The organism is Aeromonas sp. R5-3, assembly GCF_040908225.1.
Lineage (GTDB): Bacteria > Pseudomonadota > Gammaproteobacteria > Enterobacterales > Aeromonadaceae > Aeromonas > Aeromonas dhakensis.
The window spans coordinates 37,120-62,716 of the sequence record NZ_JBFODH010000026.1; the positions used below are offsets into that span (position 1 = coordinate 37,120).

The window sequence follows — 25,597 nt, forward strand, 5'->3', positions numbered from 1 at the left end:
TTTAACCGTGCCATCCCGTTGTTTTATCAGAGCCTGAACAGCGGGCGCAGGCGGATGCCGATCAGGCTGCCGGCGAGGGCCATCAACATCCAGACCCAGCCGTGCAGGCTGCCCGATGCCGTGCCGTCGAAGAAGCCGCCAAGGTTGCAGGCGCTGTACATGGCGCCCATTCCCATCAGCAGGCCGCCGAGGATGGAGGCCAGGCTGTTGCCAAGCCGCATCGGGGCGAATTGGCCGCCACCGCTGATGCAGCGAGCCAGCATGGCCCCCAGGATCCCCAGCCAGAACATGCCGACCATGGGGTTGATGAAGAGCGGCTGGGCCAGCTTGGGGTGGCCCTCGAGCAGACCGAACAGGGAGGCACCGCGCAGCGCCATGTCATAGACGGCGCCAGTGATGGTCCAGGCCGAGCCGTGCAGGGCGACCACGGACGAGTTGAGCAGAGCTATGATGATGCCGCCGGTCAGCACGGTGAAGCGGCCATCGCGCCAGAACAGGTTGCCGCCGCTGAAGAGGGGCTTGAGCTCACCGGTGCGCTTGAGCTCGCTCTTGCGAAACAGCAGGAACAGCGCGGCGACCAGCGCCAGGTTGAGCAGCATGCCGCTCCAGATATTGCCGGTCAGGTCTTTTGCCAGCACGACATGGCTGGAGAAGGTGGCCTCCAGCTCGGGGCGGAACTGGTTGCTGATCAGGGTGCCGATGCCGTAGCAGAGCAGCACCAGCCAGAAGCGGGGTTGCCCCTCGCCGCAGCAGTAAAGGGTGCCGGTGGCGCAGACGCCCGCCAGCTGCATGCCGATGCCGAACAGGAAGGCACCGACGATGAAGGGAATGCCGATGGCCATCACGTTGCCCACCATGGCGTCGCCAAACAGGGCGTGGCTAAAGGAGAGGAAGCAGGTGAACAGCAGAATTTCGATGGCGATGGTGAGCAGGTGAACCCGCACGTAGTAGCTGTTGCGCTTGGTCAGCATCTCGCGCCAACCGAACACGATGCCGAAGCGGCTGAAGGAGAGGGTGAAGCCGAAGCCGAATCCGATCAGGGCCATCAGAGCCCATTTCATACCAAAGGTGTTGCCGAGCCAGAGTAACGCTCCCCCCGCGATTGCCACGATGGGGAGCGACCATTTTCGATTCATGCCTGTTGTTTCCTGTGCGTCATGGATGGAAGCCGTGCATCCTATTCCCACATTGGGTCCGATTCCAGCCCGGATCCGGTGGATGGCCGGAAAATTCGGGCAAAACCCCATCCAGATCAATTAACCCTGTCTTGCAGAGCGAAATGAGGATGAATCCGTTTTCGCGCAATAATTAATATCTCTGCCGTCTTGAATTGGAATTTGATGACGAAAGATGAATTTATATTTTGCGCCACCCCATATTTCTGGGTAGAATCTTGGCGTGTTATCAACAGGTGGAAGGATATTATGGACAGCGACAGTTGTAGCCGATTGCACAGCGCGATGTGGGCTAATCAGAACTGAGGTTGATATCCCTTCTTCTCCCTCACTCTGATCGCTCAGAGTGTGGCATCTAGCGAGTCATCCCGACTCTTGCAACCCAGTCCCGCCGGGATCTGCGTTGTTCCCCGGATTGTTCCACTCCCTCTGCGAGCCATGCCGCCTCGCGCCCCAGCAATTGCACGCCTTGTCACGCGAGCCCTTGGTAATGGGCACGTGTCTGCTCGTCATGGCCGCTCGAAGATTTCTTCGTGAGCATGGTCAGCCAGGCTGGCGTGAAATAACAGGATGGACCGTGTGTATTGAAAACAATGTTGTTTTCGATAGGACGGGTTGCGAATTTAAATAATGAAAGTTTCTGCCATATATATTTCACAATATGCCTTGGTGCTTTTGAAATATATTCATGGGGTGCGGTTGTTTCCCTGCTTAACCGGCCCATGAGCTGCCGCTCGTTATTGTTCGACCATCATGCCGTTATGGTTGCTTGCCGTTATCCAGATCTTCTTTTGTGCAATGAGTCGCCGTCGTCGCGATTCATGCCCTGTCGATAATGCGCGCCGCGCGGATTTGCCCGCCGGTGATGACCAGCCGTGCCCTCGAGATGTCGGGCCGGCTTGCTGCAGCCCAACTCGGAGGAACCGTCATGACCGAAGAGCCCAAACCTAGACCCACGGGGTCCACGCCAGCCCACTCCTGATCCCTACGGGACGGGATGCGGTGTCCTGACCCCCGATCCGACCTAACCATGCCGGTTGCCACGACGGCAGACATTTGTCTGACGGGCCGCCCTGCGCGCGGCGATTGACCGTGCCGGCATTGTGTTGGGTTCACAGCCTTCGATTTCAGTACTGACGCCAGGCCCGGTCCGCGGCAGCGCCCGCTTGCGCGTAAAAATCAGGATAAAGAGTCATGAAGCAACAACATACCGCCAGCCGGCACAAGCAGAGAGGGTTCGTCGCCCCGGGCAGCCAGAAGGAGAAGCTCTCCTCCCGGGTGCTCGACGAGGCCGACAAGTCCCTCGAGTACACCCTCACCGCCGTGCGCGGCAACATCGACGGCCTCACCGCGACCGAGGCCGCCAACCGCCTGATCCAGTTTGGTCCCAACGAGGTGACCCACGACAAGCCGCCCCACGCGCTGATCCAGCTGCTGCAGGCGTTCAAGAACCCTTTCGTGATGGTGCTGATCGTGCTCGGGCTGGTCAGCTACGTGATGGACGTGCTGATGGCCGAGCCGGGCGACGAGGACTGGGTCAAGGTGATCATCCTAGGCGTCATGGTGGGGCTGAGCGGTCTGCTGCGTTTCTGGCAGGAGTACCGCTCCGTCAAGGCGGCCGAGGCGCTCAAGTCGCTGGTGCGCAACAATGCCACCGTGCAGCGTCGCCCCTCGCCTGGAGTCGCCCCCCAGCGCAAGGAGGTGGCGATGACCGAGCTGGTGGCCGGTGACATAGTGCACCTGCAGGCGGGGGACATGATCCCGGCCGACATCAAGCTGATCGAATCCCGCGATCTCTTCATCAGCCAGGCGGTGCTGACCGGCGAAGCGCTGCCGGTGGAGAAGTACGACACCCTGGGCGCCGTGGCCGGCAAGTCGGCGGACGGCACCGGCGCAGGGGAGGCGGGACTGCTCGATCTGCCCAACATCTGCTTCATGGGCACCAACGTGGTGAGCGGTACCGCCCGCGCCGTGGTGGTGGCCACCGGCAGCGACACCTATTTCGGCTCGCTGGCCCGCAACGTGGTGAGCCACAAGCGCATCGAGACCAGTTTCGATCGCGGCGTGAACAGCGTCACCAGGCTGCTTATTCGCTTCATGCTGGTGATGGTGCCCATCGTCTTCATGCTGAGCGGGGTCAGCAGCGGCGACTGGATGTCGGCGCTCACCTTCGCGCTGGCGGTGGCGGTGGGGCTCACCCCCGAGATGCTGCCGATGATCGTCTCCGCCAACCTGGCGCGCGGCGCGGTGGCCATGGCCAAGCGCAAGGTGGTGGTGAAGCGGCTCAACTCGGTGCAGAACTTCGGAGCCATGGACGTGCTCTGCACCGACAAGACCGGCACCCTGACCCAGGACAAGATCATCCTCGAGCACCACTACGACGTGCGTGGCAACCGGGACGACCGGATCCTGCAGCTGGCCTGGCTCAACAGCTTTCACCAGAGCGGCATGAAGAACCTGATGGACATCGCGGTGGTCGAGCACGCCGATGCGCTGGGGGAGAGCTGCAAGCCGGCCAACTACCGCAAGGTGGACGAGCTGCCGTTCGATTTCGTGCGCCGGCGCCTGTCGGTGATCGTGCAGGACGATCTGGGCCAGCAGCTGATGGTCTCCAAGGGGGCGGTGGAAGAGATGCTGGCCGTCTCCAGCCACATTGCGGATGGCCAGGAGATGCGGGAGCTGACCGATGCCGATCGCCGTGCCCTGCTGCGCCAGAGCGAAGAGTTCAACGCCGAGGGCTATCGGGTGCTGATCGTGGCGACCCGCGAGATCCCGGCGGGTGAGTGCAAGCAGAGCTATCAGACCCGCGACGAGGCCAAGCTGGTGGTGCGCGGCTTCCTCACCTTCTTCGATCCGCCCAAGGATTCGGCCGCGCCGGCCATCCGCGCACTGAACGACTACGGGGTGGCGGTCAAGGTGCTGACCGGCGACAACCCCATCATCACCAGCAAGGTGTGCCGCGATGTGGGGCTGGCGCCCGGCGTGCCGCTGCTCGGCAAGGATATCGAGGGGATGGACGATGTGGCGCTGTGCGAGGCGGTCAAGCAGACCACCATCTTCGCCAAACTCACCCCACTGCAGAAGTCGCGGGTGGTGAAGGCGCTGCAGGCCAACGGCAATACCGTCGGTTTCCTCGGTGACGGCATCAACGATGCGCCGGCGCTGCGGGATGCAGACGTGGGGATCTCGGTGGACAGCGGTGCCGATATCGCCAAGGAGACCGCCGACATCATCCTGCTGGAGAAGAGCCTGATGGTGCTGGAGGAGGGGGTGATCAAGGGGCGCGAGACCTTTGGCAACATCCTGAAGTACCTCAACATGACCGCCAGCTCCAACTTCGGCAACGTCTTCTCGGTGCTGGTGGCCTCCGCCTGGCTGCCCTGGGCGCCCATGCTGGCGATGCAGATGCTGATCCAGAACCTGGTGTACGACGTCTCCCAGATGCTGCTGCCGTGGGACAAGATGGACCCCGAGTTCCTCAAGCGGCCGCGCAAGTGGGAGGCGAGCAACATCAAGCGCTTCATGCTGTGGCTCGGCCCGACCTCCTCGGTGTTCGACATCAGCACCTACTGCCTGATGTGGTTCGTGTTCGGCGCCGGCGCCCTCTATGCCACCGCCAACGGCAGCATGGATCCGCTGGTCAACGGTCAGGCCATCATGAACTCCGGCTGGTTTATCGAGGGGCTGGTGTCGCAGACGCTGGTGGTGCACATGCTGCGTACCCGCAAGATCCCCTTCCTGCAGAGTACCGCCACCCTGCCGGTGCTGCTCTCCACCTCGATCGCCATCGCCATCGGCTGCTACCTGCCGTTCTCGCCGCTGGCTGAGCACTTCGGCTTCATCACCCTGGATGGGCCCAAGTACTTCATGTGGCTGGTGATCACCATGCTGGCCTACATGGGGCTGACCCAGACCGTCAAGACCCTCTATATCAAGCGCCACGGTCAGTGGTTCTGATGAAGGGTGAGTGAGAGGGCCGGTTACCCGGCCAGGAGCAATGAACGCAAAGAGGGATGGCCCGGGCCATCCCTCTTTTTCATGTCTGCAAGACAGGGGTCAATGCAGGACCAGTGCATAGGCCTCGCCGGCCATGCCGGTCAGGATGGAGAGGCTGACCGCGCCAAACAGCAGGCCAGTGACCAGATTGAGCGGACGCTGCACGCGGCCGAGCAGGCGCTGGGCTCGCACGGTGGAGAGACTCCAGGCCAGCCCCCCGAACCAGGCCAGCGAGAGCAGGAACAGCTCCAGCACCAGCAGGCCACGTGTCAGGCCGTCCACCTGGGGCGTCACCATGGCGGCCAGCAGCCCCATGAAGAACAGCAGAGCCTTGGGGTTGAGCAGGTTGGTGGCAATGCCGCGCTGCACCCCCTTGCGCCAGCCCTGCGCCTCGCCGCCGGCGTGCAGGGCGAGCTCGGCCGAGCTGTGCCAGGCCGCCTTCAGCGCCCCCCAGCCAAGCCATCCCAGATAGAGGGCGCCGACCACCTTCACCGTCATGAATAGCCAGGGGTGTTCGGCAATCAGCAGGCTGATGCCGGTGAGGCTGAGGGTGGCGTGCACCAGGATGGCGAGCGCGATGCCGAGTGCTGCACCCAGTGCGGTGGGCCTGTGCAGGCTGGTGCGCAGGATCAGCGCGAAGTCGGGGCCCGGGCTCGCCAGGGCGATGAGGTGGATGAGACCTATGGTCAGAAACAGGCTGGTGAACATGGAAACCTCTGCGACAGTATCGAGTTCACAGCATGGCGGATTGTGGAGTCGCGGGATTGTAAAAGATTGCAGTGCGGAGTTAGTCGGTGCGCCCAATGGCGGCCTGCATCTGCTGGCGAAAATCGGCGGGGGTGAGGCCGAACGCCTGGCGAAAACCGTGATGGAAGTGGCTCTGATCGAAGAAACCGACCGCCAGTGCCACCTCGCTCACCGGCAGGCCGCTGCCGAGCAGGCGCTTGCTCTGCTCGAGCCGCAGCCGCTTGAGCCAGGCGTAGGGGGTCATGCCGGTCTTCTTCTTGAACTGGCGCAGAAAGGCGAAGCGATCCAGCCCGAACAGGGCGGCCAGATCCTCCAGACTGTGGCGCTCATCCAGCCGGGACATCAGATAGTCGCGCAGGTACCTGAGCTGGGGGTCGGCCAGGGCGTGGCGCTCGGGGGCTATGTGCAGCAGCTCGCCGAGCAGGGCCAGCAGCTGGCTCTCCGCCAGCAGGCCGTCGGGGCTGGGGTTGTCCAGATACATGTGCAGCCGGGCAAAACCCTGATAGAGGTCGGGGCGGCTCTGCAACCCCTTGTCGAAGAAGGGCTCCGGGCTGTCTAGCAGCCAGCGGGCCAGCTGCTCGGGGGCGATGGCGAACACCCGCACCTCGTACCCTTCCGGCCGCAGGCTGAGGCCGTCGTGCATCTCGTCCGGGTTGACGGTGGAGAGCTCGCCGCGCACCAGGTGGTGGCTGTTGCCCTTGTGGATGAATTTCTGGCCGCCCTGCTGCACCAGACCTATGTGGTAGTCCAGGTGAACATGGCGGCCATAGCTGAACTCCCTGTGGTGGGAGTGGGAGAGTTCAACTCCCGGCAGCAGCCGGGATTGCCAGTAGTGGATGCGGGATTGGGGTGCGCTCATCGGCTATTGATAACCTGAAACCTGGGCATGGGCTTGTAGATTATTGCAGCGCCGGGCGGCGTCCCGTCAAGCCTGCTCCACAGCCTGCCGGCGTTTGCCACTGCGCAGCCCGTCCAGACTGAACAGCACCAGCGCGCTCCAGATGAAGGCGAAGGTGATCATCTTGTCCAGCGCCAGCGCTTCGCCATAGAGGGTGACCGCCAGAATGAACATCAGGCTGGGGCCTATGTACTGGAAGAAGCCCAGGGTGGAGAGCTTGAGCCGGGTGGCCGCGGCGGTGAAGCAGAGCAGCGGCGCCGTGGTGACGGCACCGGCGGCGATCAGCAACAGGTTGAGGTGCCAGTCATTCTGGGTGAGATGGCTGGTAGGGCTGTCGGCGATGCCCCACAGATAGATGGCGGCCGGCGGCAGCATGATCAGGGTCTCGATCAAGAGGCCGGTCAGCGCGTCGAGGGCAAGCTTCTTGCGAATGAGGCCGTAGATGGCGAAGCTCGACGCCAGCACCAGCGCGATCCAGGGCAGGGAGCCGAAGGCGATGATCTGGATGGCGACACCGATCGCTGCCAGTCCCACCGCCCACCACTGCAGCCGGCGCAGCTTCTCGCTCAGGAACAGCATGCCGAGCAGCACGTTGAACAGCGGGTTGATGTAGTAGCCGAGGCTGGCATCCAGCATGTGGCCGTTGTTGATGGCCCAGATGAACAGCAGCCAGTTGCCGCCGACCGTGATGGAGGTAAAGGCCAGGGTGAGCAGCACTTTCGGCTGGCGCAGTACCGCCTGCACCTTGTGCCACTGGCGGCCGAGCAGGGTCAGCACCAGCAGCAGGGCGCACGACCAGATCATGCGATGGGTCAGGATCTCGGCGGCCGGCACGGCGGCGATGGTCTTGAAGTAAATGGGCGCCAGGCCCCAAAGGGTATAGGCGCACAAGGCGTAGATGACGCCTTGGCGCTGAACGTGTTGCTGCATGCGGATAACCTTCACTGGAGAGGCGGATGCTGGAACGCATCGCAAAAAATCAGTGTAGCGATCCTTTTGCGGGGAAAGAAGCGAATAAATGGTGATCAGCGGATTTTAACGGCGTACTGCCCGGCTCAGCGGCCTCCGCCGCGGCGGATCTTGTCCACGTCCAGCAGCAGCCACAGCATGAGTGCGATGGCGGAGATCCACGGACCCCAGGTCACGTAGGCCTCACCGTGTCCCAGTATGTAGAACAGCAGCGGCAGTCCTATTACCAGAAACAGTACACTTCCCAGAAAAAATAACATTTTTATCTTTATATTTAAGGGCTTGTCTATTTGATGATTATATCGATTGAGGCCGGCGATGAAAGGGTAAAAATGAAAAAGGGGGATTTCTCCCCCTTTTCGATAAATGAGCGTCATTTCTGATGCTATTCGAGCTGGATCCAGGTGCTTTTCAGCTCGGTGTACTTCTCCAGCGCATGCAGCGACTTGTCGCGACCGTTGCCGGACTGTTTGAAACCGCCGAACGGCATGGTCATGTCGCCGCCATCCCAGTTGTTGACGAACACGGTGCCGGCGCGCAGGGCGCGGGAGCCCTTCACCGCCTTGTTGAGATCCGCCGTCCAGATCGCGGCCGCCAGACCGTAGTCGGTGTCGTTGCCGAGCGCAATGGCCTCTTCCAGGGTGTCGAAGCCGGTCACCGCCAGCACGGGGCCGAAGATCTCCTCGCGGAAGATGCGCATCTCGGGGGTCACCTCGTCGAAGATGGTGGGCTCGATATAGAAGCCGCCGCTCTCGGTATTGGTGCGTTTGCCCCCCAGCAGCAGTTTGGCGCCCTGCTGCTGGCCGATGGCGATGTAGTTGAGCACCTGCTCCATCTGGATGTGATCCACCATGGCGCCGATGCGGGTAGTGGGGTCGAGCGGGTTGGCCGAGATCCACTCGCGGGCATGGGCCAGCAGCCGCTCCATGAACTGCGGCTTGATGCTGTTTTGCACCAGCAGGCGGGAGGCGGCGGTGCACACCTCGCCCTGGTTGTAGAAGATGGCGCCGGCTGCGCTGCGGGCGGCGGCGTCCAGGTCAGGCGCATCCGCCAGTATGATGTTGGGGCTCTTGCCGCCGCACTCCATGAAGGCGCGCTTGAGGTTGGACTTGCCGGAGCACTGCACCAGATGCTTGCCGATCTTGGTGGAGCCGGTGAAGGTGATGCAGTCCACGTCCATGTGCATGGCCAGCGCCTCACCAACCGTGTGGCCGAAGCCGGGCAGCACGTTGAACACGCCGTCGGGGATGCCAGCCTCCTTGGCCAGACCGGCGATGCGCAGGGCGGTGAGCGGGGATTTCTCGGAGGGTTTCAGGATCACCGAGTTGCCGGTGGCGAGCGCCGGCCCCAGCTTCCAGCAGGCCATCACCAGCGGGAAGTTCCACGGCACGATGGCGGCCACGACGCCGAGCGGCTCGCGGGTCACCAGCGCCAGGGCGGACTCCTCGACCGGGGCGACCTGATCGTAAATCTTGTCGATGGCCTCGGCGTTCCAGGCGATGCAGTTGGCGGCGGCGGGGGCGTCATAGCCCATGGCGTCGCCGATGGGCTTGCCCATGTCGAGCGATTCCAGCAGTGCCAGCTCCACCAGATTGAGCCGCATCAGTTCGGCGAAGCGCTGCAGGACCTGCTTGCGCTGCTTGGGCGACAGACCGCTCCAGCGTTTGTCGTCAAAGGCTGCGCGGGCGGCCTGCACCGCCAGTTCGGCATCGGCGGCGTCGCAGGCGGCGACCCTGGTCAGCAGTTTGCCATTGGCCGGGTTGATGCAGTCGAAGGTGGCGCCGTTGATGGCGTCCCGGTAGCTGCCGTCGATGAAGGCTTGCGAGGGCAGGGTCAGGTGGGAGGCCTTGTGTTGCCACTGGGCCAGGGTCAGGTCACTCATGTTCACTCCTTGAACCGGCAAAAAGTCAGTTTCCGCGTATCAATATGCTAAACATCCTGCCGCTTGTAAATCCATCTTGTAACAATTCGTTAAACACCTTGCCGGTTTGGCCTCATCCGGAATCCGTCCCGGCGAGGGTATCCGGCAGGGCAAACCGCACCGCAAGAGTGGCCATCGGTGCCTGCCAAACCTGAGGCCGGTGCTAAGGGGCTGGTCGTACTGCTGGGTCCGCCGAGGGGCGGGATCTCCCCTCTCATGGCTTAGAAGCTGGCGGGGGTGTTGGCCGAGATCAGCACGCATTCGTGCTCATCCACATTGCGAAAACGGTGCGGGGTGCGGCTGTCGAAGTAGTAGCCGTCCCCCGGCGCCAGCAGGTAGACCTGCTCGCCGACGGTGACCTCCACCTGGCCCTGGATGACGATGCCACACTCTTCGCCTTCGTGGCTCAGCATGTCGTCGCCGGTGTCGGCGCCCGGTGGCAGTATCTCCTGCATCATGCCGATGGCGCGGTTGGCGCGGCTGTGGCCCACCAGGCGGTAGCTGATGGGGTGGGTGCCGAGATCCGGCATGTCGGCGGCGCGGAAGATCACCTCGGAATCCATCTCCGTCTCATCGGTGAAGAAGGTGGCCAGCGACATGGGGATCCCTTCCAGCACCTTGCGCAGGGAGGCGACCGAGGGGCTCACCTGATTTTTCTCGATCTGGGAGATAAAGCCGTTGGTCACACCGGAGCGTTTGGCCAGCTCACGCTGGGAGAGGGCGGCTTTGGTGCGAACCGCCTTGAGGCGGTGACCGATATCCATCGATAGACACTCCTTGACTGTTTACTATTATTAAATTTGTGTTAAATATCTTATACCACCCAGCTCAGAGCAGCTAGCCGGGTGACACCATACGGGGCAAGTTTGAGCCCTTTTTTAAGATTATAGGTGTTTAATTTAATAGGCATTGGCCGACAGTTACTAAACACCTTAAGGATGAGGTGACCATGAAACCGATCAGCGACATCAATACGCCCTCCGACATGTCCGCTTTCTGGATGCCGTTTACCGCCAACCAGCAGTTCAAGGCGGCGCCGCGCATCCTGAAGTCGGCCGAGGGAATGTATTATCACTCAGAGGATGGCCGCAAGATACTGGATGGCACCGCCGGGCTCTGGTGTTGCAACGCGGGTCATGGTCGGCGCGAGATTGCCGAGGCGGTCTCCCAGCAGATTTCCCACCTCGATTTTGCCCCGACGTTCCAGATGGGGCACCCCCTGCCGTTCGAGCTGGCCAACCGGCTGGTGGAGATAGCCCCCAAAGGCTTCGGCCACGTCTTTTATACCAACTCAGGTTCGGAATCGGTGGATACCGCGCTCAAGATCGCGCTGGCCTGGCAGCGGGCGCGCGGTCAGGGCACCCGTACCCGGCTCATCGGCCGTGAGCGCGGCTACCACGGGGTCGGTTTTGGCGGCATCTCGGTGGGGGGTATTCCCGGCAACCGCAAGTGGTTCGGCTCCCTGCTGACCGGGGTGGATCATCTGCCCCACACCCTCAACATCGCCAAGAATGCCTTCACCAAGGGGCTGCCCGAGGAGGATGTGGCGCTGGCTGACGAGCTGGAGAAGATCGTCTTCCTGCACGATGCCAGCAACATAGCGGCGGTGATCGTCGAACCCATCGCCGGCAGTACCGGCGTGCTGATGCCCCCCAAAGGCTACCTCAAGCGGCTGCGGGAGATCTGTACCAAACACGGCATCCTGCTGATCTTCGACGAGGTGATCACCGGTTTCGGCCGCCTCGGCTCCCCGTTTGCGGCCCAGGAGTTCGACGTCATCCCCGACATGATCACCTGTGCCAAGGGGCTCACCAACGGGGCCATCCCCATGGGCGCCGTGCTGGTACAGAACCACATCTATGACGACATGATGGCGGCCGGCAAGGGGGCCATCGAGCTGTTCCACGGCTACACCTACTCCGGCCATCCGGTGGCCGCCGCCGCGGGCCTCGCGACCCTCGAGATCTATCGCAACGAGAACCTGCTGAGTCGCGCCGCCGATCTGGCGGGCTACTGGGAGGAGGCGGCCCATTCGCTGAAGGGCTGCAAGCATGTGAAGGATGTGCGCAACTACGGGCTGGTGGCAGGCATCGAGCTCGAGTCCATGCCGGATGCACCGGGCAAGCGCGCCTACGAGGTGTTCGTACGCTGCTTCGAGAAGGGGGCGCTGATCCGCGTCACCGGCGACATCATCGCCCTGTCGCCGCCCCTCATCATCGAGCGCAGCCAGATCGACGATCTCTTCACCCTGCTGCAGGACGCCCTGCAGGCTCAGGACTGACTTTCAACCGGTTGATGGCGCCCGTCGCGGCGCCACTTGCCCGTGCCTGCTCCCCGGGGCGGCGCGGGCAGGGACGAATTACCCATCACGGAGGATTTATGACATACAGGGTCAGCAACTTCATCGACGGCGAGATGACCGAGAGCCGCAGCGAGCGCTTCGGGGCCATCTTCAACCCGGCCACCGGCCAGCAGCAGGGCCAGGTGGTGCTCAGCACCGCCGCCGAGTGCCAGGATGCCATCGCCAGCGCCGAGCGCGCCCTGGTCGACTGGGCGCAGACCCCGCCGCTGGTGCGGGCCCGGGTACTGTTTCGCTTCAAGGAGCTGATGGAGCAGCACAGGGACGATCTGGCGCGGCTGATCAGTCGCGAGCACGGCAAGGTGTTTTCCGACGCCCAGGGCGAGCTGACCCGCGGTCTCGAGGTGGTGGAGTTTGCCTGCGGCATTCCCCATCTGCTCAAGGGGGAGCACTCCCTCAACGTGGGCCGCGGGGTCGACAGCCACTCCATGATGCAGCCGGTGGGGGTCTGCGCCGGCATCACTCCGTTCAACTTCCCGGCCATGGTGCCGCTGTGGATGTTCCCGGTGGCCATCGCCTGCGGCAACACCTTCATCCTCAAGCCCTCCGAGAAGGATCCCTCCCTCTCCCTTCGCATGGCCGAGCTGCTCAAGCAGGCCGGCCTGCCGGACGGGGTGCTCAACGTGGTCAACGGCGACAAGGAGGTGGTAGACGTGCTGCTGACCGACCCGCGGGTCGGTGCCGTGTCCTTCGTCGGCTCCACCCCCATCGCCCAGTACATCTATGCCACCGCCTCGGCCCACGGCAAGCGGGTACAGGCGCTGGGCGGCGCCAAGAACCACATGGTGGTGATGCCGGATGCGGATCTCGATCAGGCGGTTTCCGCCCTGATGGGGGCGGCCTACGGCGCCGCCGGCGAGCGCTGCATGGCCATTTCGGTGGCCGTGGTGGTGGGTGACGACACCGCCGATGCCCTGGTCGCGAAACTCTCGCCGCTGGTGGCGGCACTGCGGGTGGGCCCGGGGCTGGGCCAGAGCCCGGAGAACGAGATGGGGCCCCTCATCAGCCGCGAGCACCTGGCCAAGGTGCGCGGCTATGTGGATCAGGGGGTGGCCGAGGGGGCCGAGCTGGTGGTGGACGGCCGGGGCCTGAGCCAGGGCGAGGGTTACTTCATCGGCGGCAGCCTGTTCGACCGGGTGAGCCCGGAGATGCGCATCTACCGGGAGGAGATCTTCGGCCCTGTGCTGGCCATCGTGCGGGCGCCGGACTACGAGACGGCGCTCAAGCTCATCAACGAGCACGAGTACGGCAACGGCACCGCCATCTTCACCTGCGACGGCGACACCGCGCGGGACTTCACCGCTCGCGTGCAGGTCGGTATGGTAGGGGTGAACGTTCCCATCCCGGTGCCCATGGCGTTTCACAGCTTTGGCGGCTGGAAGCGGTCCATCTTCGGGCCGCTCAACATGCACGGGCCGGATGGGGTGCGCTTCTATACCCGGATGAAGACGGTGACTGCCCGCTGGCCCCAGAGCCTGCGGGCGGGCGCGGAGTTCTCCATGCCGACCATGAAGTAATCAACCATGCAGCAGCTAGCCCGGACATGGCCCGGTGGCAGGAATCCACCTTCGTTCGCCGCTATCACTGTGAAGGAGTAACAGATGCGACTGGGAATTCTCGATTGTGACCGGCTGGACCCCGATTTGGCGGGGGACTTCGGCCCCGTTTACTCCGAGATGTTTATCAAGGGCTTCCGGGCCCTGGCCCCCGGGCTGGAATTTCGGGTTTGGTCGGCGCTCGATGGCGAGCTGCCGGCCGATCTGCACGAGTGCGATGCCTGGCTCATCACCGGCTCGCGCCACGATGCCTACAGCGACATCCCCTGGATCCAGTCGCTGCGCGACTGGATCCGGCGCGCCCACGATGCCGACGTCAAGCTGGCGGGTGTCTGCTTCGGTCACCAGGTGATCGCCCAGGCGCTGGGGGGCGAGGTGGTGAAGTCCACCAAGGGTTGGGGGCTGGGGGTGTCGGTCCATCCCATGCTGGCCAGGCAACCCTGGATGGAGCCGGGGCTCGAGACCATCCGGATCCTGGCCAGTCACCAGGATCAGGTGGAGCAGCTGCCGCCGGGAGCCACCCGGCTGGCGGGCAATGATTTTTGTCCCAATTTCATGTTTTTGCAGGGTGACCACATAGTGGCCATCCAGGGACATCCGGAATTCTCGGTGGCGTACAACCGGGCGCTGATCGAGCGGCGGCGGGATTTCCTGTCCGATGACCGCTATCAGCGCAGCCTCTCCTCGTTGGAGGGAGAGGTGGATTCGGCCACCATGATGCAGTGGTTGTTGCAATTTTTGGGCATCCTGCCCGGCGCCGACACGGCCGCCGGCGGGATCACAGCAGGAGAGCGAGCATGATTATTGGCGTACCCAAGGAAATCAAAAACCATGAATACCGGGTCGGCATGACTCCCGCCGGAGTGCAGGAGCTGACGGCCCGGGGACACAAGGTGCTGGTGCAGCAGCAGGGAGGCGAGTCGATCGGGCTGTCCGACGCCGAGTACCAGGCAGCCGGTGCCGAACTGGTGGCCAGCGCGGCGGAGATCTTCGCCCGGGCCGAGATGATAGTGAAGGTGAAGGAGCCCCAGCCGGAGGAGTGCGAGCTGCTCAGACCGGGTCAGCTGCTGTTCACCTACCTGCACCTGGCGCCAGATCCGGTGCAGACCCAGCTGCTGGTGCACTCGGGGGCGGTGGCCATCGCCTACGAGACGGTGACCGACGATCGCGGCGGCCTGCCGCTGCTGGCGCCCATGTCCGAGGTGGCGGGGCGGATGGCGATCCAGGCCGGCGCCCACAGCCTGGAGAAGGCGCAGGGGGGCAACGGCACCCTGCTGGGTGGTGTGCCGGCGGTGGCACCCGCCAAGGTGGTGGTGCTGGGCGGCGGGGTGGTCGGTGTCAACTCGGCGCGCATGGCGCTGGGACTGGGGGCCGACGTCACCATCCTGGATCGCTCCCTGCCGCGGCTGCGGGAGCTGGACAGCCTCTACGGCCCGGCCCTCAAGACCCTCTACTCCACCCGCACCAACATAGAGGCGTGCATCGCCCAAGCCGACCTGGTGATCGGTGCCGTGCTGATCCCGGGGGCGGCGGCGCCCAAGCTGCTGACCCGCGACATGCTCAAGCTGATGCGCAAAGGCTCGGTGCTGGTGGACGTGGCCATCGATCAGGGCGGCTGTTTCGAGACCTCCCACCCGACCACCCACGAGGAGCCCACCTACGTGGTGGACGGCATCATCCACTACTGCGTGGCCAACATGCCGGGCGGGGTGGCGCGCACCTCCACCTTCGCGCTGACCAACGCCACCCTGCCGTTCGTGCTGGCGTTGGCCGACAAGGGCTATGCCCGGGCGCTGCAGGAGGATCGCCACCTGCGGGCCGGTCTGAACGTGTTCAAGGGCAAGATCACCCAGGCGGCGGTGGCGCAGGCGCTCGGCTACGAGTACGTCAGCGCCGAGGCGGTTCTGGACTGACGCAGCCATCGCGGGCTCGCCCGGCAAACGTCGAGCGGGCTCACAAACCCCGCGATTTCAGGGAGGGCCGCTGTGGCCCTTTCTCATATACTGGGCTCCCCTGTCAGTGAGGTCTCTTCATGTCCCGCATTCTGCTGCTCGCCAATCTCAACTGTGATCACGTGCTCTCCCTCTCCGAACCCCTGGTGGCAGGAGCCCGCCTGCAGTACGTGGATCAGGGCCGCCGGCTCGGCGGTGGCGCCGCCAACACCGGCATCGGACTGGTGTGGGCCGGCCACGAGGTGACCATAGCGTCGCGCATCGGGCTGGACGAAACCGGTGACTGGCTGCTGGAGCAGGCGGCGGGCTACGGCCTGGATTGCAGCCATGTGGAGCGCTTCGGCGGCGAGACCGGCGAGCTGCTGATCCTGGTGGACTCCACCGGCGAGCGCACCATCCTCAGGCGGCCACGGCGTCCGGATCTGCCGGGGGATCTGCCGAGCGAGGGGGTGGACTGCCTCTACGTGAACTACCCCGGCACCGCCATCATCGGCTACATGCGCCAGATGCTCGGCAAGAGCTTCGTAGTGGCCCAGTACCCCAAGGGCGGCCAGGCGCGTCGCCCCTGCCACGTGCTGGTGGCCTCCCGCTCCGATCTCGGGGAGGTGGGGGACCCCTGGCAACATGCCCGCCAGCTGGCCGGTGAGCAGCTGGAGTGGCTGGTGCTGACGGAAGGCAAGGCCGGCGCCGTGGCCATTCATGACGAGGAGCAGATCCGGGTGGCGGCGCGGCCGGTGTCGGTGGTGGACACCACGGGGGCGGGGGATGCCTTCGCCGGCGGCCTGATCCACGGACTGGCGCGGGGCATGGCGATCCGGGAGGCGCTGCAGTGCGCGGTGGACTGGGGCGCTTTTGCGGTCGCCTCCGAGAGTTCCATCCCCTCCAGCGCTCTGAAGAACTGGCTCAAGCAGCCCCATTGAATCGGCAAAAACGGTTGCGAATGACACATGGCAGCATCGACTGTGGCGAGGGAGGAAACCGGCGAATTTCACCGTCAAATCCCGCCAAAACCTTGGGCTAACCCTGCAAGTTTGCGATCAATCAAAGAAAGTGTCGATTTATGTGCATCTTCATCGACACCCGCCTGAGCTGCTCTTAACCTTGACCTCCACGACTCAGATTAAGAGGCGGACACTGCGCGGGCGCAGGGGTTCCCCTACCTCTTAGCTTTAGGTCGTCGTCCTGATTTCTGGCTTGTAGTAAGAGGCAAGTGCGACCATGCAACTGACACGATTTACCGACTATGCCCTGCGTACCCTCACCTTTCTGGCCGTCCAGCCGGGAGATCGCCTGTCGACCATCACAGAGGTGGCCGATACCTTTGGTATCTCCCGCAACCACGTGGTCAAGATTGTCCACCAGCTCGGCATCAAGGGGTACATAGAGACGGTGCGTGGCAAGCATGGCGGCATCCGGCTCGGTCGCTCCGCCGTCTCCATCAACCTGCGCGACGTGGTGATGGACATGGAGCACGTGCTCTGCCCGGTGGACTGCAAGCGCGAAAACTGCCGCCTCTCCGGTGGCTGCCGCATCCAGGGCATTTTGCGTCGCGCCATGAACGCCTTCCTCGAGGTGCTGGGTGAATACACCCTGGCCGATGCGGTGCGCGACCCGACCCGGCTCTGCCACCTGCTCGGCATCGAACAGGATTCCATCCTGGCCATGGCATAAGCCAGGCAAGCACGACAAAGGGGCCCGCGGGCCCCTTTGTCGTTTGCGCCGGACGCGGGATCAGGGTTGGGGGATCAGGGTGATGGCGCCGTGCAGGCAGGCGAGGCCGCAGGCGCCGCAACCGTCGCAGGCCGCCATGTTGATGCTGACGCCGTCGGCGCAGGCCTTGATCGCCTGCTGGGGGCAGGCATCTTCACAGAGCAGGCAGTAGAAGCCCTGGCGGGCCTGACAGCTTGCCTCGATCCGCACCCGGGTCTGCACCTGACGGCCAAGTTGCAGGTCGAGGGCGCCGGTCGGACAGGCTCTGGCGCAGCTGCCGCAGTAGCTGCACTGGCCGCAGGCGAGATCGAGCAGCGGCGTGCCGGCGATGGGGCTGCCGTCGTATTCGGGCTGGGTGGCCGGCTTGAGCAGGCCGTTGGGACAGGCCTTGAAGCATTCGCCGCAGCGGGAGCAGAGGGAGAGGAACTGGGACTCTTCGATGGCCCAGGGGGGACGGGCTTCATGGCAAACCACTTCGGGTTTGCGGGAGCCTCCCAATGCCTGCGTCAGCCAGCGACAGAAAAAATGCGTCATGCCCACCCCTGATACCTATTAGGGGTTAATTTTATCCAAGTTTCCCTTTGCAAGCCAGAGAATAGCGCCGGCCAGGATCGCAAGCCGGGTTGCCCTTGTGTAAGCTAGGCGGGTCTTTTTGCAGGATTGAATGAACTCATGTGGTTATTTCTGTGGCGTGCTTCTCTGCTCTATATCTTCCCCTTGCTGATGTGGGGCTACTGCCGCATCAAGGGGATCGAATTCGTCGAGCTCGACACCGGGGTTAACAGCCACAAGTGGGTGGTGCTGGCCGCCTATCTGCTCTACGTGCTGATCTGGCTGCTGCTCAACCGCTATCTCGAGCTGTTCCTGCGCCAACGGGGTCGCAAATGATCGAGCCCGGGCTCTGGGCCCTGCTGCTGCCGGGTGCGCTGCTGGCCATCGGCATTGGTTGGGGGATCGGGCGGCGCAGCGGTACGGCGCAAGCCCGGGAATTGCTGCTGAGCCAGGAGCGCCTGCAGGCGCTGCAGGAACGTTATGACGAGCTGCAGGATGAGCGGCTGCTGGGCCAGCAGAAGCTGGATCAGCAGCAGACCCTGCTGATCAAGCTCACCGCCCGTCTCAAGGATGCCGAGGCCACCCTGCGCAGCGAGCGGCTGGCCGCCGCCGAGAAGCTGCAACTGCAACAGGAGGCTGAACAGCGCCTCAGCCAGCAGTTCGAGAACCTCGCCAACCGTATCTTCGAGCAGAACTCGGGCAACTTCCGCGAACTGAACCAGAACAGCCTGGATCTGCTGCTCACTCCGCTGAAAGAGCAGCTGGAAGGCTTTCGCCGCCAGGTGGGGGAGACCCACGCCCAGGAGACGGCCCAGCGCCACAGCCTCAAGTTCGAATTGGAGCGCCTCGCCGAGCTCAACACCCGCATGACCGAGGAGGCGGCGGCGCTGACCCGCGCCCTTAAGGGCGACAGCAAGCAGCAGGGCAACTGGGGCGAGGTGGTGCTGGCGCGCATCCTGAGCGAATGCGGCCTGCGTGAGGGTCACGAGTACCACACCCAGGTCAACATCGAGGTGGACAAGGGCAAGCGCTATCAGCCCGACGTCATCGTCCACCTGCCGCAGGACAAGGACATCATCATCGATGCCAAGGTGTCGCTGACCGCCTACGAGCGCTGGTACAACGCCGCTGACGAGCTGGAGAAGGCGGTAGCGCTGAAAGAGCACGTCGCCTCGGTACGCAACCACATCCGCGAGCTGGGCCGCAAGGATTACCAGCAACTGCCCGGGGTGCGCACCCTCGACTACGTGCTGATGTTCGTGGCGGTGGAGCCCGCCTTCCTCACCGCGGTGGAGGCCGACCCCTCGCTGGTGCGCTACGGTCTCGACAACAACATACTGCTGGTGAGCCCCACCAACCTGATGGTGGCGCTGCGTACCATAGAGAACCTGTGGCGCTACGAACGGCAGAACCAGAATGCCCGCCAGATCGCCGAGCGGGCCGGCCGCCTCTATGAGAAGCTGCGGTTGTTCGTGGAGGAGATGCAGCAACTGGGGGGCAGCCTGCACAAGGCGCAGGAGAGCTACGACAAGGCGATGGGGCGGCTGGTCAACGGGCGCGGCAACCTGATCGCCCAGGTGGAGCGCTTTCGCGAGCTGGGGGTGGAGGTGACCAAGACCCTGCCCGAGCCGCTGGTCAACCGGGCGCTGGAGCGGGAAGACCCGGCCGAGTGAGGCAGGGGCTCAAGTTTCATGTAACAAGAAGGGCAGCCAGTGGCTGCCCTTTTGTATTTCTTCGTCCGCACAGGCTTCGCTCTTCGAACGTGTGAACTCACCGGCATGCGGGTTGCCGCCTTGGTCGGTTATTGCCTCCAGAAGGAGGGGAAGAAGATCACCGCCACGGTCAGGATCTCGAGGCGCCCCAGCAGCATGCCGAACGACAGGATCCACTTGGCCGAGTCCGGCAGGGAGGCGAAGTTGGCGCTGGGGCCGATGACCGGGCCCATGCCCGGGCCCACGTTGGCCACGGCGGTGATGGAGCCCGAGATGGCGGTCAGGGGATCCAGCCCGATGGCGCCGAGCAGGGCGGCGATCAGCAAGATGATGGCGAAGTAGGCCAGCACGAACGAGATCATCGAGCGGATGATGGCGTCGTTGACCGGTCGGCCGTTGTACTTCTGCGGGAAGACCCCGGAGGGGTGCATCAGCTGGCGCATCTGCTTCTTGAACAGGGCGAACGCCACCTGCACCCGGAAGATCTTGAGGCCGCCGGCGGTGGAGCCGGAGCAGGCGCCGAGCGCCAGCAGCACGATGAAGATGATGCTGGTGAGCGGGCCCCAGGTGCCATAGTCACCGAGGCCATAGCCAGTGGTGGTGAGCACGGAGACGATGTTGAAGCTGCTGATGCGCAGGGCATCCGTGAAGTCGTAGGTGCCCCGCAACCAGAGATAGACAGTGACCACCAGGGTGACCCAGACCACCAGCCAGAAGAAGCCCCGCACCTGGGCATCCTTGAGCAGGCTGTGATCGCGCCGGCTCAGACTCTGCACGTAGAGCAGGAAGGGCAGGCCGCCGAGAAACATGAAGAGGGTGCCGATCCAGTGCGCCGAGTTGGAGAAGTGGGACATGGATTGATCGGAGGTGGAGTAGCCGCCGGTACTCAGGGTGGTCATGGCGTGATTGACCGCCTCGAACAGGGTCATGCCACTCACCCAGTAGGCCAGGAAGCAGAGCATGGAGAGCACCAGGTAGACCAGCACTATGTTGTTGGCCACCGTCTTGGCGCGCGGGGCACTTTTATCCGACCAGTCCGAGCTCTCGGTCTGGAACAGCTTCATGCCCCCCACGTTGAGGTAGGGCAGTACCGCTACCGCCATCACGATGAAACCCACCCCGCCCAGCCACTGCAGGATGGAACGCCACAACAGGATGCTGTGGGCCATGTTGTCGAGCCCGGACAGCACGGTGGAGCCTGTGGTGGTCACCCCCGACATGGTTTCGAAGTAGGCGTCGGTGAAGTTGATGTGGGTGATGAAGAAGAAGGGCAGGGCGCCAAAGATGCAGGCCACCACCCAGACCGAGGTGGTGAGCAGGAACATCTCCCGCACGCCGAGGTGAAACTCCGCCTTGCGGCCGTAATGAAGGCAGAGCAGGGCCGCGCCGTGGGTGATCAGCACCGACTTGAGAAACTCGACGAACCCCTCTGAACCGGTCAGCAGGGCCAGTAGGGTGGGCAGCCACATGAACAGGGCCAGTTTGGAGAGCACCAGCCCGAGGGTGAAGATGATGGGACGCAGCTTGATCATGCAAGATAACCTGGTCGTTGATTGACAAAAGACCCGGACAACCCCCTGGAGAGGCGGTGCCGGGTCTGCTTTGCGCTGCCTGGGTACATGGGCAGGTTACAGGAAGAAGGGACTTGGCTGGAACAAGCGTTCCACTTCCGGAATGTACTTCTTGTCCACTAGGAACATCACCACGTGGTCGTCCTGCTGGATCTGGGTGCGGTCGTGGGCGATCAGTACTTCATCCCCCCGAACCACGGCGCCTATGGTGGTGCCGGGCGGCAGCTTGAGCTCGCCCACCGTCTTGCCGACCACCTTGGAGGTGTTCTCGTCACCGTGGGCGATGGCCTCGATGGCTTCGGCGGCACCGCGACGCAGGCTGTAGACGTTGGCGATGTCGGCCCGGCGCACATGAGTCAGCAGGGCCGAGATGGTGGCCTGCTGGGGGGAGATGGCGATGTCGATGGAGCCGCCCTGCACCAGATCCACGTAGGCGCTGCGCTGGATCAGCACCATGGTCTTCTTGGCGCCCATCTTCTTGGCGAGCAGGGCCGACATGATGTTGGCCTCGTCCTCGTTGGTCACCGCGATGAAGACGTCGATCTGGTCGATGTGCTCCTCCGCCAGCAACTCCTGATCCGCCGCATCGCCGCAGAAGACGATGGTGTGCTCCAGCACCTCGGAGAGCTGCTCCGCCCGCTTCTGGCTGCGCTCGATGAGCTTCACGCTGTAGCGCTTCTCCAGCTGACGGGCGAGGCCGGCGCCTATGTTGCCGCCGCCGACGATCATGATGCGCCGGTAGGGGCTCTCGAGGCGCTGCAGCTCCGACATCACGGCGCGGATATGGCCCGCTGCCGCCACGAAGAACACCTCGTCATCCGCTTCTATGATGGTGGTGCCCTGCGGACGGATGGAGCGGCCCTGACGGAAGATGGCCGCCACCCGGGTCTCGATGTTGGGCATGTGATCGCGTAGGGTGGAGAGGGCGTTGCCCACCAGCGGGCCGCCGTAGTAGGCCTTGACCGCCACCAGACCCACCTTGCCGCCGGCGAAGTCCACCACCTGCAAGGCGCCCGGGTATTCGATCAGGCGGCGCACGTAGTCGGTCACCAGCTGCTCGGGGGCGATCAGGTGATCCACCGGCACGGATTCGGGCAGGAACAGCCGATCCCGCTCCACCAGATAGGCCGGGGAGCGAATGCGCGCCACCTTGTTCGGGGTGTTGAACAGGGAATAGGCCACCTGGCAGGCGATCATGTTGGTCTCGTCGCTGTTGGTGACGGCGACCAGCATGTCGGCATCCTGGGCGCCGGCTTCGCGCAGCACCTTGGGATGGGCGCCGTGGCCGTTCACAACCCGCAGGTCAAACTTGTCCTGCAGCTCGCGCAGCCGATCGCTGTCGGTGTCGACTATGGTGATGTCGTTGTTCTCGCCGGCCAGGTTCTCGGCCAGGGTGCCGCCGACCTGACCGGCGCCCAGAATGATGATCTTCATAGAACAGCCTCATGGACGTCACCCTTGCCAGCTCTGCCTGTGTGCGCGGGGACAGTCATCAACATCATGAATCTCATAGGGAAAACGTGCTCGATATTGGGCAGTAACGGGTGCCGACCGGCGGCACCCCCGTACTTGCGGCCCTGCTTAGCGCTTGCTCAGCCTGGCGTAGTAGAAGCCGTCCATCTCGGCCTCGCCCGGCAGGAACTGGCGACCCGGGCACTCCGGTGTGTCCTCAGCGTGCAGGGGCACCAGGGTGGCATCCGGCGTGGCCGCGAGGAAGGCGCGGATCTGATCGCGGTTCTCTTCCGGCAGCACGGAGCAGGTGGCGTAGAGCAGAGTACCGCCGCTTTTCAGTTTCGACCAGAGGGCGCCGAGGATGCGGCGCTGCAGCTCGGCCAGCTCGCGAATGTCCTGATCCCGGCGCAGCCACTTGATGTCGGGGTGGCGGCGGATGACGCCGGTGGCGGAGCAGGGAGCATCCAGCAGGATGCGATCGAACTGCCCCTCTGGCCACCACTGATCCGGCGTGCTGGCATCGCCGTGGATCACCTTGGCGCTGAGGCCGATGCGATCCAGGTTCTCCTGCACCCGCTTGAGGCGGTTCTCGTCGGCATCGACGGCGACCACGCCGGCCAGCGCGGGTTGGCGCTCCAGCAGATGGGCTGTCTTGCCGCCGGGGGCGGCGCAGGCATCCAGCACCCACTCGCCCGGTTGCGGGTCGAGCAGGGCGGCCGCCTGTTGTGCTGCGCCATCCTGTACCGAGCAGTCGCCGACCTCGAAGCCGGGCAGCTTGGTCACGTCGCAGGGACGCTCCAGCAGGATGCAATCCTCGCCCTCTTCACCGGCCACCGCATTGATGCCGGCGTCGGCCATGCGGGCCAGCATCTGCTCGCGGCTCTGGCGCTGGCTGTTGTTGCGGATCCACATGGGTGGGCGCTGGTTGTTGGCCTCCATGATGAACTCCCACTCATCCGGATAGGCCTGACGCAGACGCTTGGTAAGCCACTCGGGGTGGCCGAGGCGCACGCTCGGCACGCGGTCGATACGCAGCAGAATGACTTCGGCGCTGCGCTGGAAGTTGCGCAGCACGCCGTTGATGAGGCCGCGCAGAGAGGTACCTTTGAGCAGCTTGACGGCGTTGACGGTCTCGGCCACCGCGGCGTGAGCCGGAATGCGGGTGTAGATGAGCTGATAGAGACCGACCAGGATCAGGTAGTGGAAGATGCGGCTCTTGTTCTTGAGCGGCTTGTCCATCATCTCGCCGACCGCCGCATCGAGGCGGGGCAGCCAGCGCAGGGTACCGTAGCAGAGTTCTTGCAGGAGGGCGCGATCGCGGGGCGCAACCTTCTCCTGGGCAGCAGGCAGAACGGCTGAGAGGGACTGGCCCTGATCCAGCACCTGTTGAATGACGAGAGCAGCCTGTGCGCGTGTTTTCATAGTGTTACCTTAGATGCGCAAGTCGGGGCCTGGGCCCCGCCTTGTGTCAATTCAGTTCAATTCAATTGCGTGCCGGGTTCAAACCAGTCGCGGCGAGAGTTGAGCAGATCCGTCACGGACATCGCCTTCTTGCCGGGCGGCTGCAGGGTCAGCAGGCGCAGTACCCCCTTGCCGGTGGCGACATCGATCCCCTGCTTGTCGGCCTTGAGCAGGGTGCCGGCGCGCTGGCCGTGATCCTGTGTGATGACCTCGGCCTGCCATACCTTGACGGTCTGGTCAGCCACCTCGAACCAGCTAATGGGCCAGGGATTGAAGGCGCGGATGCAGCGCTCGATAGCGGCTGCGTCCATCGACCAGTCGATGCGGGCCTCTTCCTTGGAGAGCTTCTCGGCGTAGTTGGCCAGCGCATCGTCCTGCGCCTCGGCGGCGATGTCGCCGGCGGCCATGGCATCGATGGTGTCGACCAGCGCCTGCGGGCCCAGCTCGGCCAGCTTGTCATAGAGGCTGGCGGAGGTCTCGTCGGCGGCGATGGGGCAGCTCATCTTGCGGATCATGGCGCCGGTATCCAGCCCCACATCCATCTGCATGATGGTCACGCCGGTCTCGGCATCGCCCGCCCAGATGGAACGCTGGATCGGGGCGGCGCCGCGCCAGCGCGGCAGCAGGGAGCCGTGCACGTTGATGCAGCCCAGACGCGGGGTATCGAGCACCACCTTGGGCAGGATCAGGCCGTAGGCCACCACCACCATCAGGTCGGCGCCAAGGGCAGCCAGTTCGGCCTGGGCCTCTTCCTTGCGCAGGCTAGCCGGTTGATAGACCGGCAGATCGTGCGCCAGCGCCAGCTCCTTGACCGGGCTGGCGGTGAGCTTCTGGCCGCGGCCGGCGGGCTTGTCCGGCTGGGTATAAACGGCGACGACCTCGTGGTCGGAAGACAACAACGCCGCCAGGTGACGGGCGGCGAAGTCGGGAGTACCGGCAAAAATCAGTTTCAGCTTATTCAATGGGGCAGATCCTCAGAGGACTTTGCGATCTTCACGGGCCATCTTTTCCAGCTTCTGGCGAATGCGTTGGCGCTTGAGCGGGGAGAGGTAATCCACAAACAGCTTGCCGACCAGATGGTCCATCTCATGCTGGATGCAGATGGCGAGCAGATCGTCTGCTTCCAGCTCGAATGCCTTGCCGTGGCGATCCAGTGCGCGCACCTTGACCCACTCGGCGCGGGGCACCAGGGCACGGCTGCCGGGCACGGAGAGACACCCTTCCTCGATGCCGGTGCTGCCGGCCTGCTCGATGATCTCGGGGTTGATCAATACCAGAGGATCTTCACGGTTTTCAGAGACATCGATCACTATGATGCGCTGATGAATGTCGACCTGAGTGGCGGCGAGGCCGATGCCTTCCTCCGCGTACATGGTTTCGAACATATCATCTACAATGTGTTGTAACTCGGGTGTAAAGGTCTCGACAGGGGCTGCGACGGTACGCAGACGCTCATCGGGGAAACGCAATACATCTAGAATGGCCATAGTTTTTTCTTTAGTTTCGTATAAATGCAGTCAATATTGGCGTAATTCTAGTCATTTACGCCGACAAAAAACAGCAACA

The 25,597-nt window shown here is 63.7% G+C and carries 22 protein-coding genes; 9 read left to right on the forward strand and 13 right to left on the reverse strand.

All coding sequences use genetic code 11. The annotated features are described in order from the left end of the window. Positions 1–26 precede the first annotated feature (26 nt). On the reverse strand, positions 27–1,136 hold the full coding sequence (locus tag AB5Y95_RS18010) for a YeeE/YedE thiosulfate transporter family protein (RefSeq protein WP_368161765.1): 1,110 nt from the start codon (positions 1,134–1,136) through the stop codon (positions 27–29). A gap of 1,233 nt (positions 1,137–2,369) precedes the next feature. On the opposite strand from AB5Y95_RS18010, the gene mgtA reads away from it, so the two are divergent. Continuing rightward, entirely contained in the window at positions 2,370–5,132 is a 2,763-nt protein-coding gene (mgtA, locus tag AB5Y95_RS18015) for a magnesium-translocating P-type ATPase (RefSeq protein WP_368161766.1), read from the forward strand. A gap of 99 nt (positions 5,133–5,231) precedes the next feature. On the opposite strand, the gene AB5Y95_RS18020 is transcribed toward mgtA, so the two are convergent. The 6 genes from AB5Y95_RS18020 to AB5Y95_RS18045 form a co-directional block, all read right to left on the reverse strand. After that, positions 5,232–5,879 carry a LysE family translocator gene (locus AB5Y95_RS18020; protein WP_368161767.1) on the reverse strand — a complete coding sequence of 216 codons (648 nt, stop codon included), beginning with the start codon at positions 5,877–5,879 and terminating at the stop codon, positions 5,232–5,234. Positions 5,880–5,958: 79 nt separating this feature from the next. Further along, positions 5,959–6,777, reverse strand: a complete 819-nt coding sequence (locus AB5Y95_RS18025) for a helix-turn-helix domain-containing protein (protein WP_368161768.1) — start codon at positions 6,775–6,777, stop codon at positions 5,959–5,961. A 66-nt stretch (positions 6,778–6,843) separates the two neighbouring features. Further along, a complete protein-coding gene (gene rarD, locus AB5Y95_RS18030; RefSeq protein ID WP_211049131.1) occupies positions 6,844–7,746 on the reverse strand; it encodes an EamA family transporter RarD in 903 nt (300 codons plus the stop codon). A gap of 125 nt (positions 7,747–7,871) precedes the next feature. Continuing rightward, positions 7,872–8,045 (reverse strand): hypothetical protein, encoded by a 174-nt coding sequence (locus AB5Y95_RS18035; protein WP_005307716.1) that lies wholly within the window; start codon positions 8,043–8,045, stop codon positions 7,872–7,874. 125 nt (positions 8,046–8,170) lie between these two features. Continuing rightward, a complete protein-coding gene (locus AB5Y95_RS18040; RefSeq protein WP_368161769.1) occupies positions 8,171–9,667 on the reverse strand; it encodes an aldehyde dehydrogenase in 1,497 nt (498 codons plus the stop codon). 260 nt (positions 9,668–9,927) lie between these two features. Then, entirely contained in the window at positions 9,928–10,470 is a 543-nt protein-coding gene (locus AB5Y95_RS18045; RefSeq protein ID WP_005307724.1) for a cupin domain-containing protein, read from the reverse strand. 185 nt (positions 10,471–10,655) lie between these two features. Between AB5Y95_RS18045 and AB5Y95_RS18050 the strand changes: the two genes are divergently transcribed. The 6 genes from AB5Y95_RS18050 to AB5Y95_RS18075 all read left to right on the forward strand — a co-directional run bounded on the left by AB5Y95_RS18050 (position 10,656) and on the right by AB5Y95_RS18075 (position 17,244). Further along, entirely contained in the window at positions 10,656–11,987 is a 1,332-nt protein-coding gene (locus AB5Y95_RS18050) for an aspartate aminotransferase family protein (RefSeq protein ID WP_017778620.1), read from the forward strand. Between the two features lie 98 nt (positions 11,988–12,085). After that, the gene (locus AB5Y95_RS18055) at positions 12,086–13,582 is read left to right on the forward strand and encodes a CoA-acylating methylmalonate-semialdehyde dehydrogenase (protein WP_368161770.1); all 1,497 of its coding nucleotides are present in this window, start codon (positions 12,086–12,088) and stop codon (positions 13,580–13,582) included. 84 nt (positions 13,583–13,666) lie between these two features. Further along, positions 13,667–14,422 (forward strand): glutamine amidotransferase, encoded by a 756-nt coding sequence (locus AB5Y95_RS18060; RefSeq protein WP_368161771.1) that lies wholly within the window; start codon positions 13,667–13,669, stop codon positions 14,420–14,422. Continuing rightward, on the forward strand, positions 14,419–15,534 hold the full coding sequence (gene ald, locus AB5Y95_RS18065) for an alanine dehydrogenase (RefSeq protein ID WP_368161772.1): 1,116 nt from the start codon (positions 14,419–14,421) through the stop codon (positions 15,532–15,534). The genes AB5Y95_RS18060 and ald overlap by 4 nt, the downstream gene beginning before the upstream one ends. Before the next feature lie 119 nt (positions 15,535–15,653). Next, the gene (locus AB5Y95_RS18070) at positions 15,654–16,493 is read left to right on the forward strand and encodes a PfkB family carbohydrate kinase (RefSeq protein ID WP_368161773.1); all 840 of its coding nucleotides are present in this window, start codon (positions 15,654–15,656) and stop codon (positions 16,491–16,493) included. A gap of 298 nt (positions 16,494–16,791) precedes the next feature. Then, positions 16,792–17,244, forward strand: a complete 453-nt coding sequence (locus tag AB5Y95_RS18075) for an Rrf2 family transcriptional regulator (RefSeq protein WP_005307739.1) — start codon at positions 16,792–16,794, stop codon at positions 17,242–17,244. A gap of 60 nt (positions 17,245–17,304) precedes the next feature. Here AB5Y95_RS18075 and AB5Y95_RS18080 read toward each other — a convergent pair whose 3' ends face one another. Continuing rightward, the gene (locus tag AB5Y95_RS18080; protein ID WP_010635455.1) at positions 17,305–17,817 is read right to left on the reverse strand and encodes a ferredoxin-type protein NapF; all 513 of its coding nucleotides are present in this window, start codon (positions 17,815–17,817) and stop codon (positions 17,305–17,307) included. A gap of 138 nt (positions 17,818–17,955) precedes the next feature. On the opposite strand from AB5Y95_RS18080, the gene AB5Y95_RS18085 reads away from it, so the two are divergent. Then, positions 17,956–18,171 carry a hypothetical protein gene (locus tag AB5Y95_RS18085; RefSeq protein WP_042005813.1) on the forward strand — a complete coding sequence of 72 codons (216 nt, stop codon included), beginning with the start codon at positions 17,956–17,958 and terminating at the stop codon, positions 18,169–18,171. Continuing rightward, positions 18,168–19,508 (forward strand): DNA recombination protein RmuC, encoded by a 1,341-nt coding sequence (gene rmuC, locus AB5Y95_RS18090; RefSeq protein WP_368161774.1) that lies wholly within the window; start codon positions 18,168–18,170, stop codon positions 19,506–19,508. The genes AB5Y95_RS18085 and rmuC overlap by 4 nt, the downstream gene beginning before the upstream one ends. Positions 19,509–19,636: 128 nt before the next feature. Here rmuC and AB5Y95_RS18095 read toward each other — a convergent pair whose 3' ends face one another. The 5 genes from AB5Y95_RS18095 to def all read right to left on the reverse strand — a co-directional run bounded on the left by AB5Y95_RS18095 (position 19,637) and on the right by def (position 25,518). Next, positions 19,637–21,079, reverse strand: coding sequence for a TrkH family potassium uptake protein (locus tag AB5Y95_RS18095; protein ID WP_005307750.1), 1,443 nt, complete (start codon positions 21,077–21,079; stop codon positions 19,637–19,639). A gap of 96 nt (positions 21,080–21,175) precedes the next feature. After that, complete coding sequence (gene trkA / locus AB5Y95_RS18100) at positions 21,176–22,552, reverse strand: Trk system potassium transporter TrkA (RefSeq protein WP_005307752.1); 1,377 nt, start codon at positions 22,550–22,552, stop codon at positions 21,176–21,178. A 147-nt stretch (positions 22,553–22,699) separates the two neighbouring features. Next, positions 22,700–23,992, reverse strand: coding sequence for a 16S rRNA (cytosine(967)-C(5))-methyltransferase RsmB (rsmB, locus tag AB5Y95_RS18105; protein ID WP_017785240.1), 1,293 nt, complete (start codon positions 23,990–23,992; stop codon positions 22,700–22,702). 56 nt (positions 23,993–24,048) lie between these two features. Continuing rightward, complete coding sequence (gene fmt, locus AB5Y95_RS18110; protein WP_139752459.1) at positions 24,049–24,993, reverse strand: methionyl-tRNA formyltransferase; 945 nt, start codon at positions 24,991–24,993, stop codon at positions 24,049–24,051. A 12-nt stretch (positions 24,994–25,005) separates the two neighbouring features. Further along, positions 25,006–25,518 (reverse strand): peptide deformylase, encoded by a 513-nt coding sequence (gene def, locus AB5Y95_RS18115; RefSeq protein ID WP_011704266.1) that lies wholly within the window; start codon positions 25,516–25,518, stop codon positions 25,006–25,008. Between the last annotated feature and the right edge of the window lie 79 nt (positions 25,519–25,597).

Bases quoted from the DNA above. Each gene is read 5' to 3' on its own strand.
- AB5Y95_RS18040 (WP_368161769.1), bottom strand. From the start codon at position 9,667: ATGAGTGACCTGACCCTGGCCCAGTGGCAACACAAGGCCTCCCACCTG.
- rsmB (WP_017785240.1), bottom strand. From the start codon at position 23,992: ATGAAAACACGCGCACAGGCTGCTCTCGTCATTCAACAGGTGCTGGAT.
- AB5Y95_RS18035 (WP_005307716.1), bottom strand. From the start codon at position 8,045: ATGTTATTTTTTCTGGGAAGTGTACTGTTTCTGGTAATAGGACTGCCG.
- AB5Y95_RS18020 (WP_368161767.1), bottom strand. From the start codon at position 5,879: ATGTTCACCAGCCTGTTTCTGACCATAGGTCTCATCCACCTCATCGCC.
- AB5Y95_RS18080 (WP_010635455.1), bottom strand. From the start codon at position 17,817: ATGACGCATTTTTTCTGTCGCTGGCTGACGCAGGCATTGGGAGGCTCC.
- AB5Y95_RS18070 (WP_368161773.1), top strand. From the start codon at position 15,654: ATGTCCCGCATTCTGCTGCTCGCCAATCTCAACTGTGATCACGTGCTC.
- AB5Y95_RS18095 (WP_005307750.1), bottom strand. From the start codon at position 21,079: ATGATCAAGCTGCGTCCCATCATCTTCACCCTCGGGCTGGTGCTCTCC.
- AB5Y95_RS18025 (WP_368161768.1), bottom strand. From the start codon at position 6,777: ATGAGCGCACCCCAATCCCGCATCCACTACTGGCAATCCCGGCTGCTG.
- AB5Y95_RS18010 (WP_368161765.1), bottom strand. From the start codon at position 1,136: ATGAATCGAAAATGGTCGCTCCCCATCGTGGCAATCGCGGGGGGAGCG.
- AB5Y95_RS18055 (WP_368161770.1), top strand. From the start codon at position 12,086: ATGACATACAGGGTCAGCAACTTCATCGACGGCGAGATGACCGAGAGC.
- mgtA (WP_368161766.1), top strand. From the start codon at position 2,370: ATGAAGCAACAACATACCGCCAGCCGGCACAAGCAGAGAGGGTTCGTC.
- AB5Y95_RS18075 (WP_005307739.1), top strand. From the start codon at position 16,792: ATGCAACTGACACGATTTACCGACTATGCCCTGCGTACCCTCACCTTT.
- AB5Y95_RS18085 (WP_042005813.1), top strand. From the start codon at position 17,956: ATGTGGTTATTTCTGTGGCGTGCTTCTCTGCTCTATATCTTCCCCTTG.
- AB5Y95_RS18060 (WP_368161771.1), top strand. From the start codon at position 13,667: ATGCGACTGGGAATTCTCGATTGTGACCGGCTGGACCCCGATTTGGCG.
- rmuC (WP_368161774.1), top strand. From the start codon at position 18,168: ATGATCGAGCCCGGGCTCTGGGCCCTGCTGCTGCCGGGTGCGCTGCTG.
- def (WP_011704266.1), bottom strand. From the start codon at position 25,518: ATGGCCATTCTAGATGTATTGCGTTTCCCCGATGAGCGTCTGCGTACC.
- rarD (WP_211049131.1), bottom strand. From the start codon at position 7,746: ATGCAGCAACACGTTCAGCGCCAAGGCGTCATCTACGCCTTGTGCGCC.
- trkA (WP_005307752.1), bottom strand. From the start codon at position 22,552: ATGAAGATCATCATTCTGGGCGCCGGTCAGGTCGGCGGCACCCTGGCC.
- AB5Y95_RS18045 (WP_005307724.1), bottom strand. From the start codon at position 10,470: ATGGATATCGGTCACCGCCTCAAGGCGGTTCGCACCAAAGCCGCCCTC.
- ald (WP_368161772.1), top strand. From the start codon at position 14,419: ATGATTATTGGCGTACCCAAGGAAATCAAAAACCATGAATACCGGGTC.
- AB5Y95_RS18050 (WP_017778620.1), top strand. From the start codon at position 10,656: ATGAAACCGATCAGCGACATCAATACGCCCTCCGACATGTCCGCTTTC.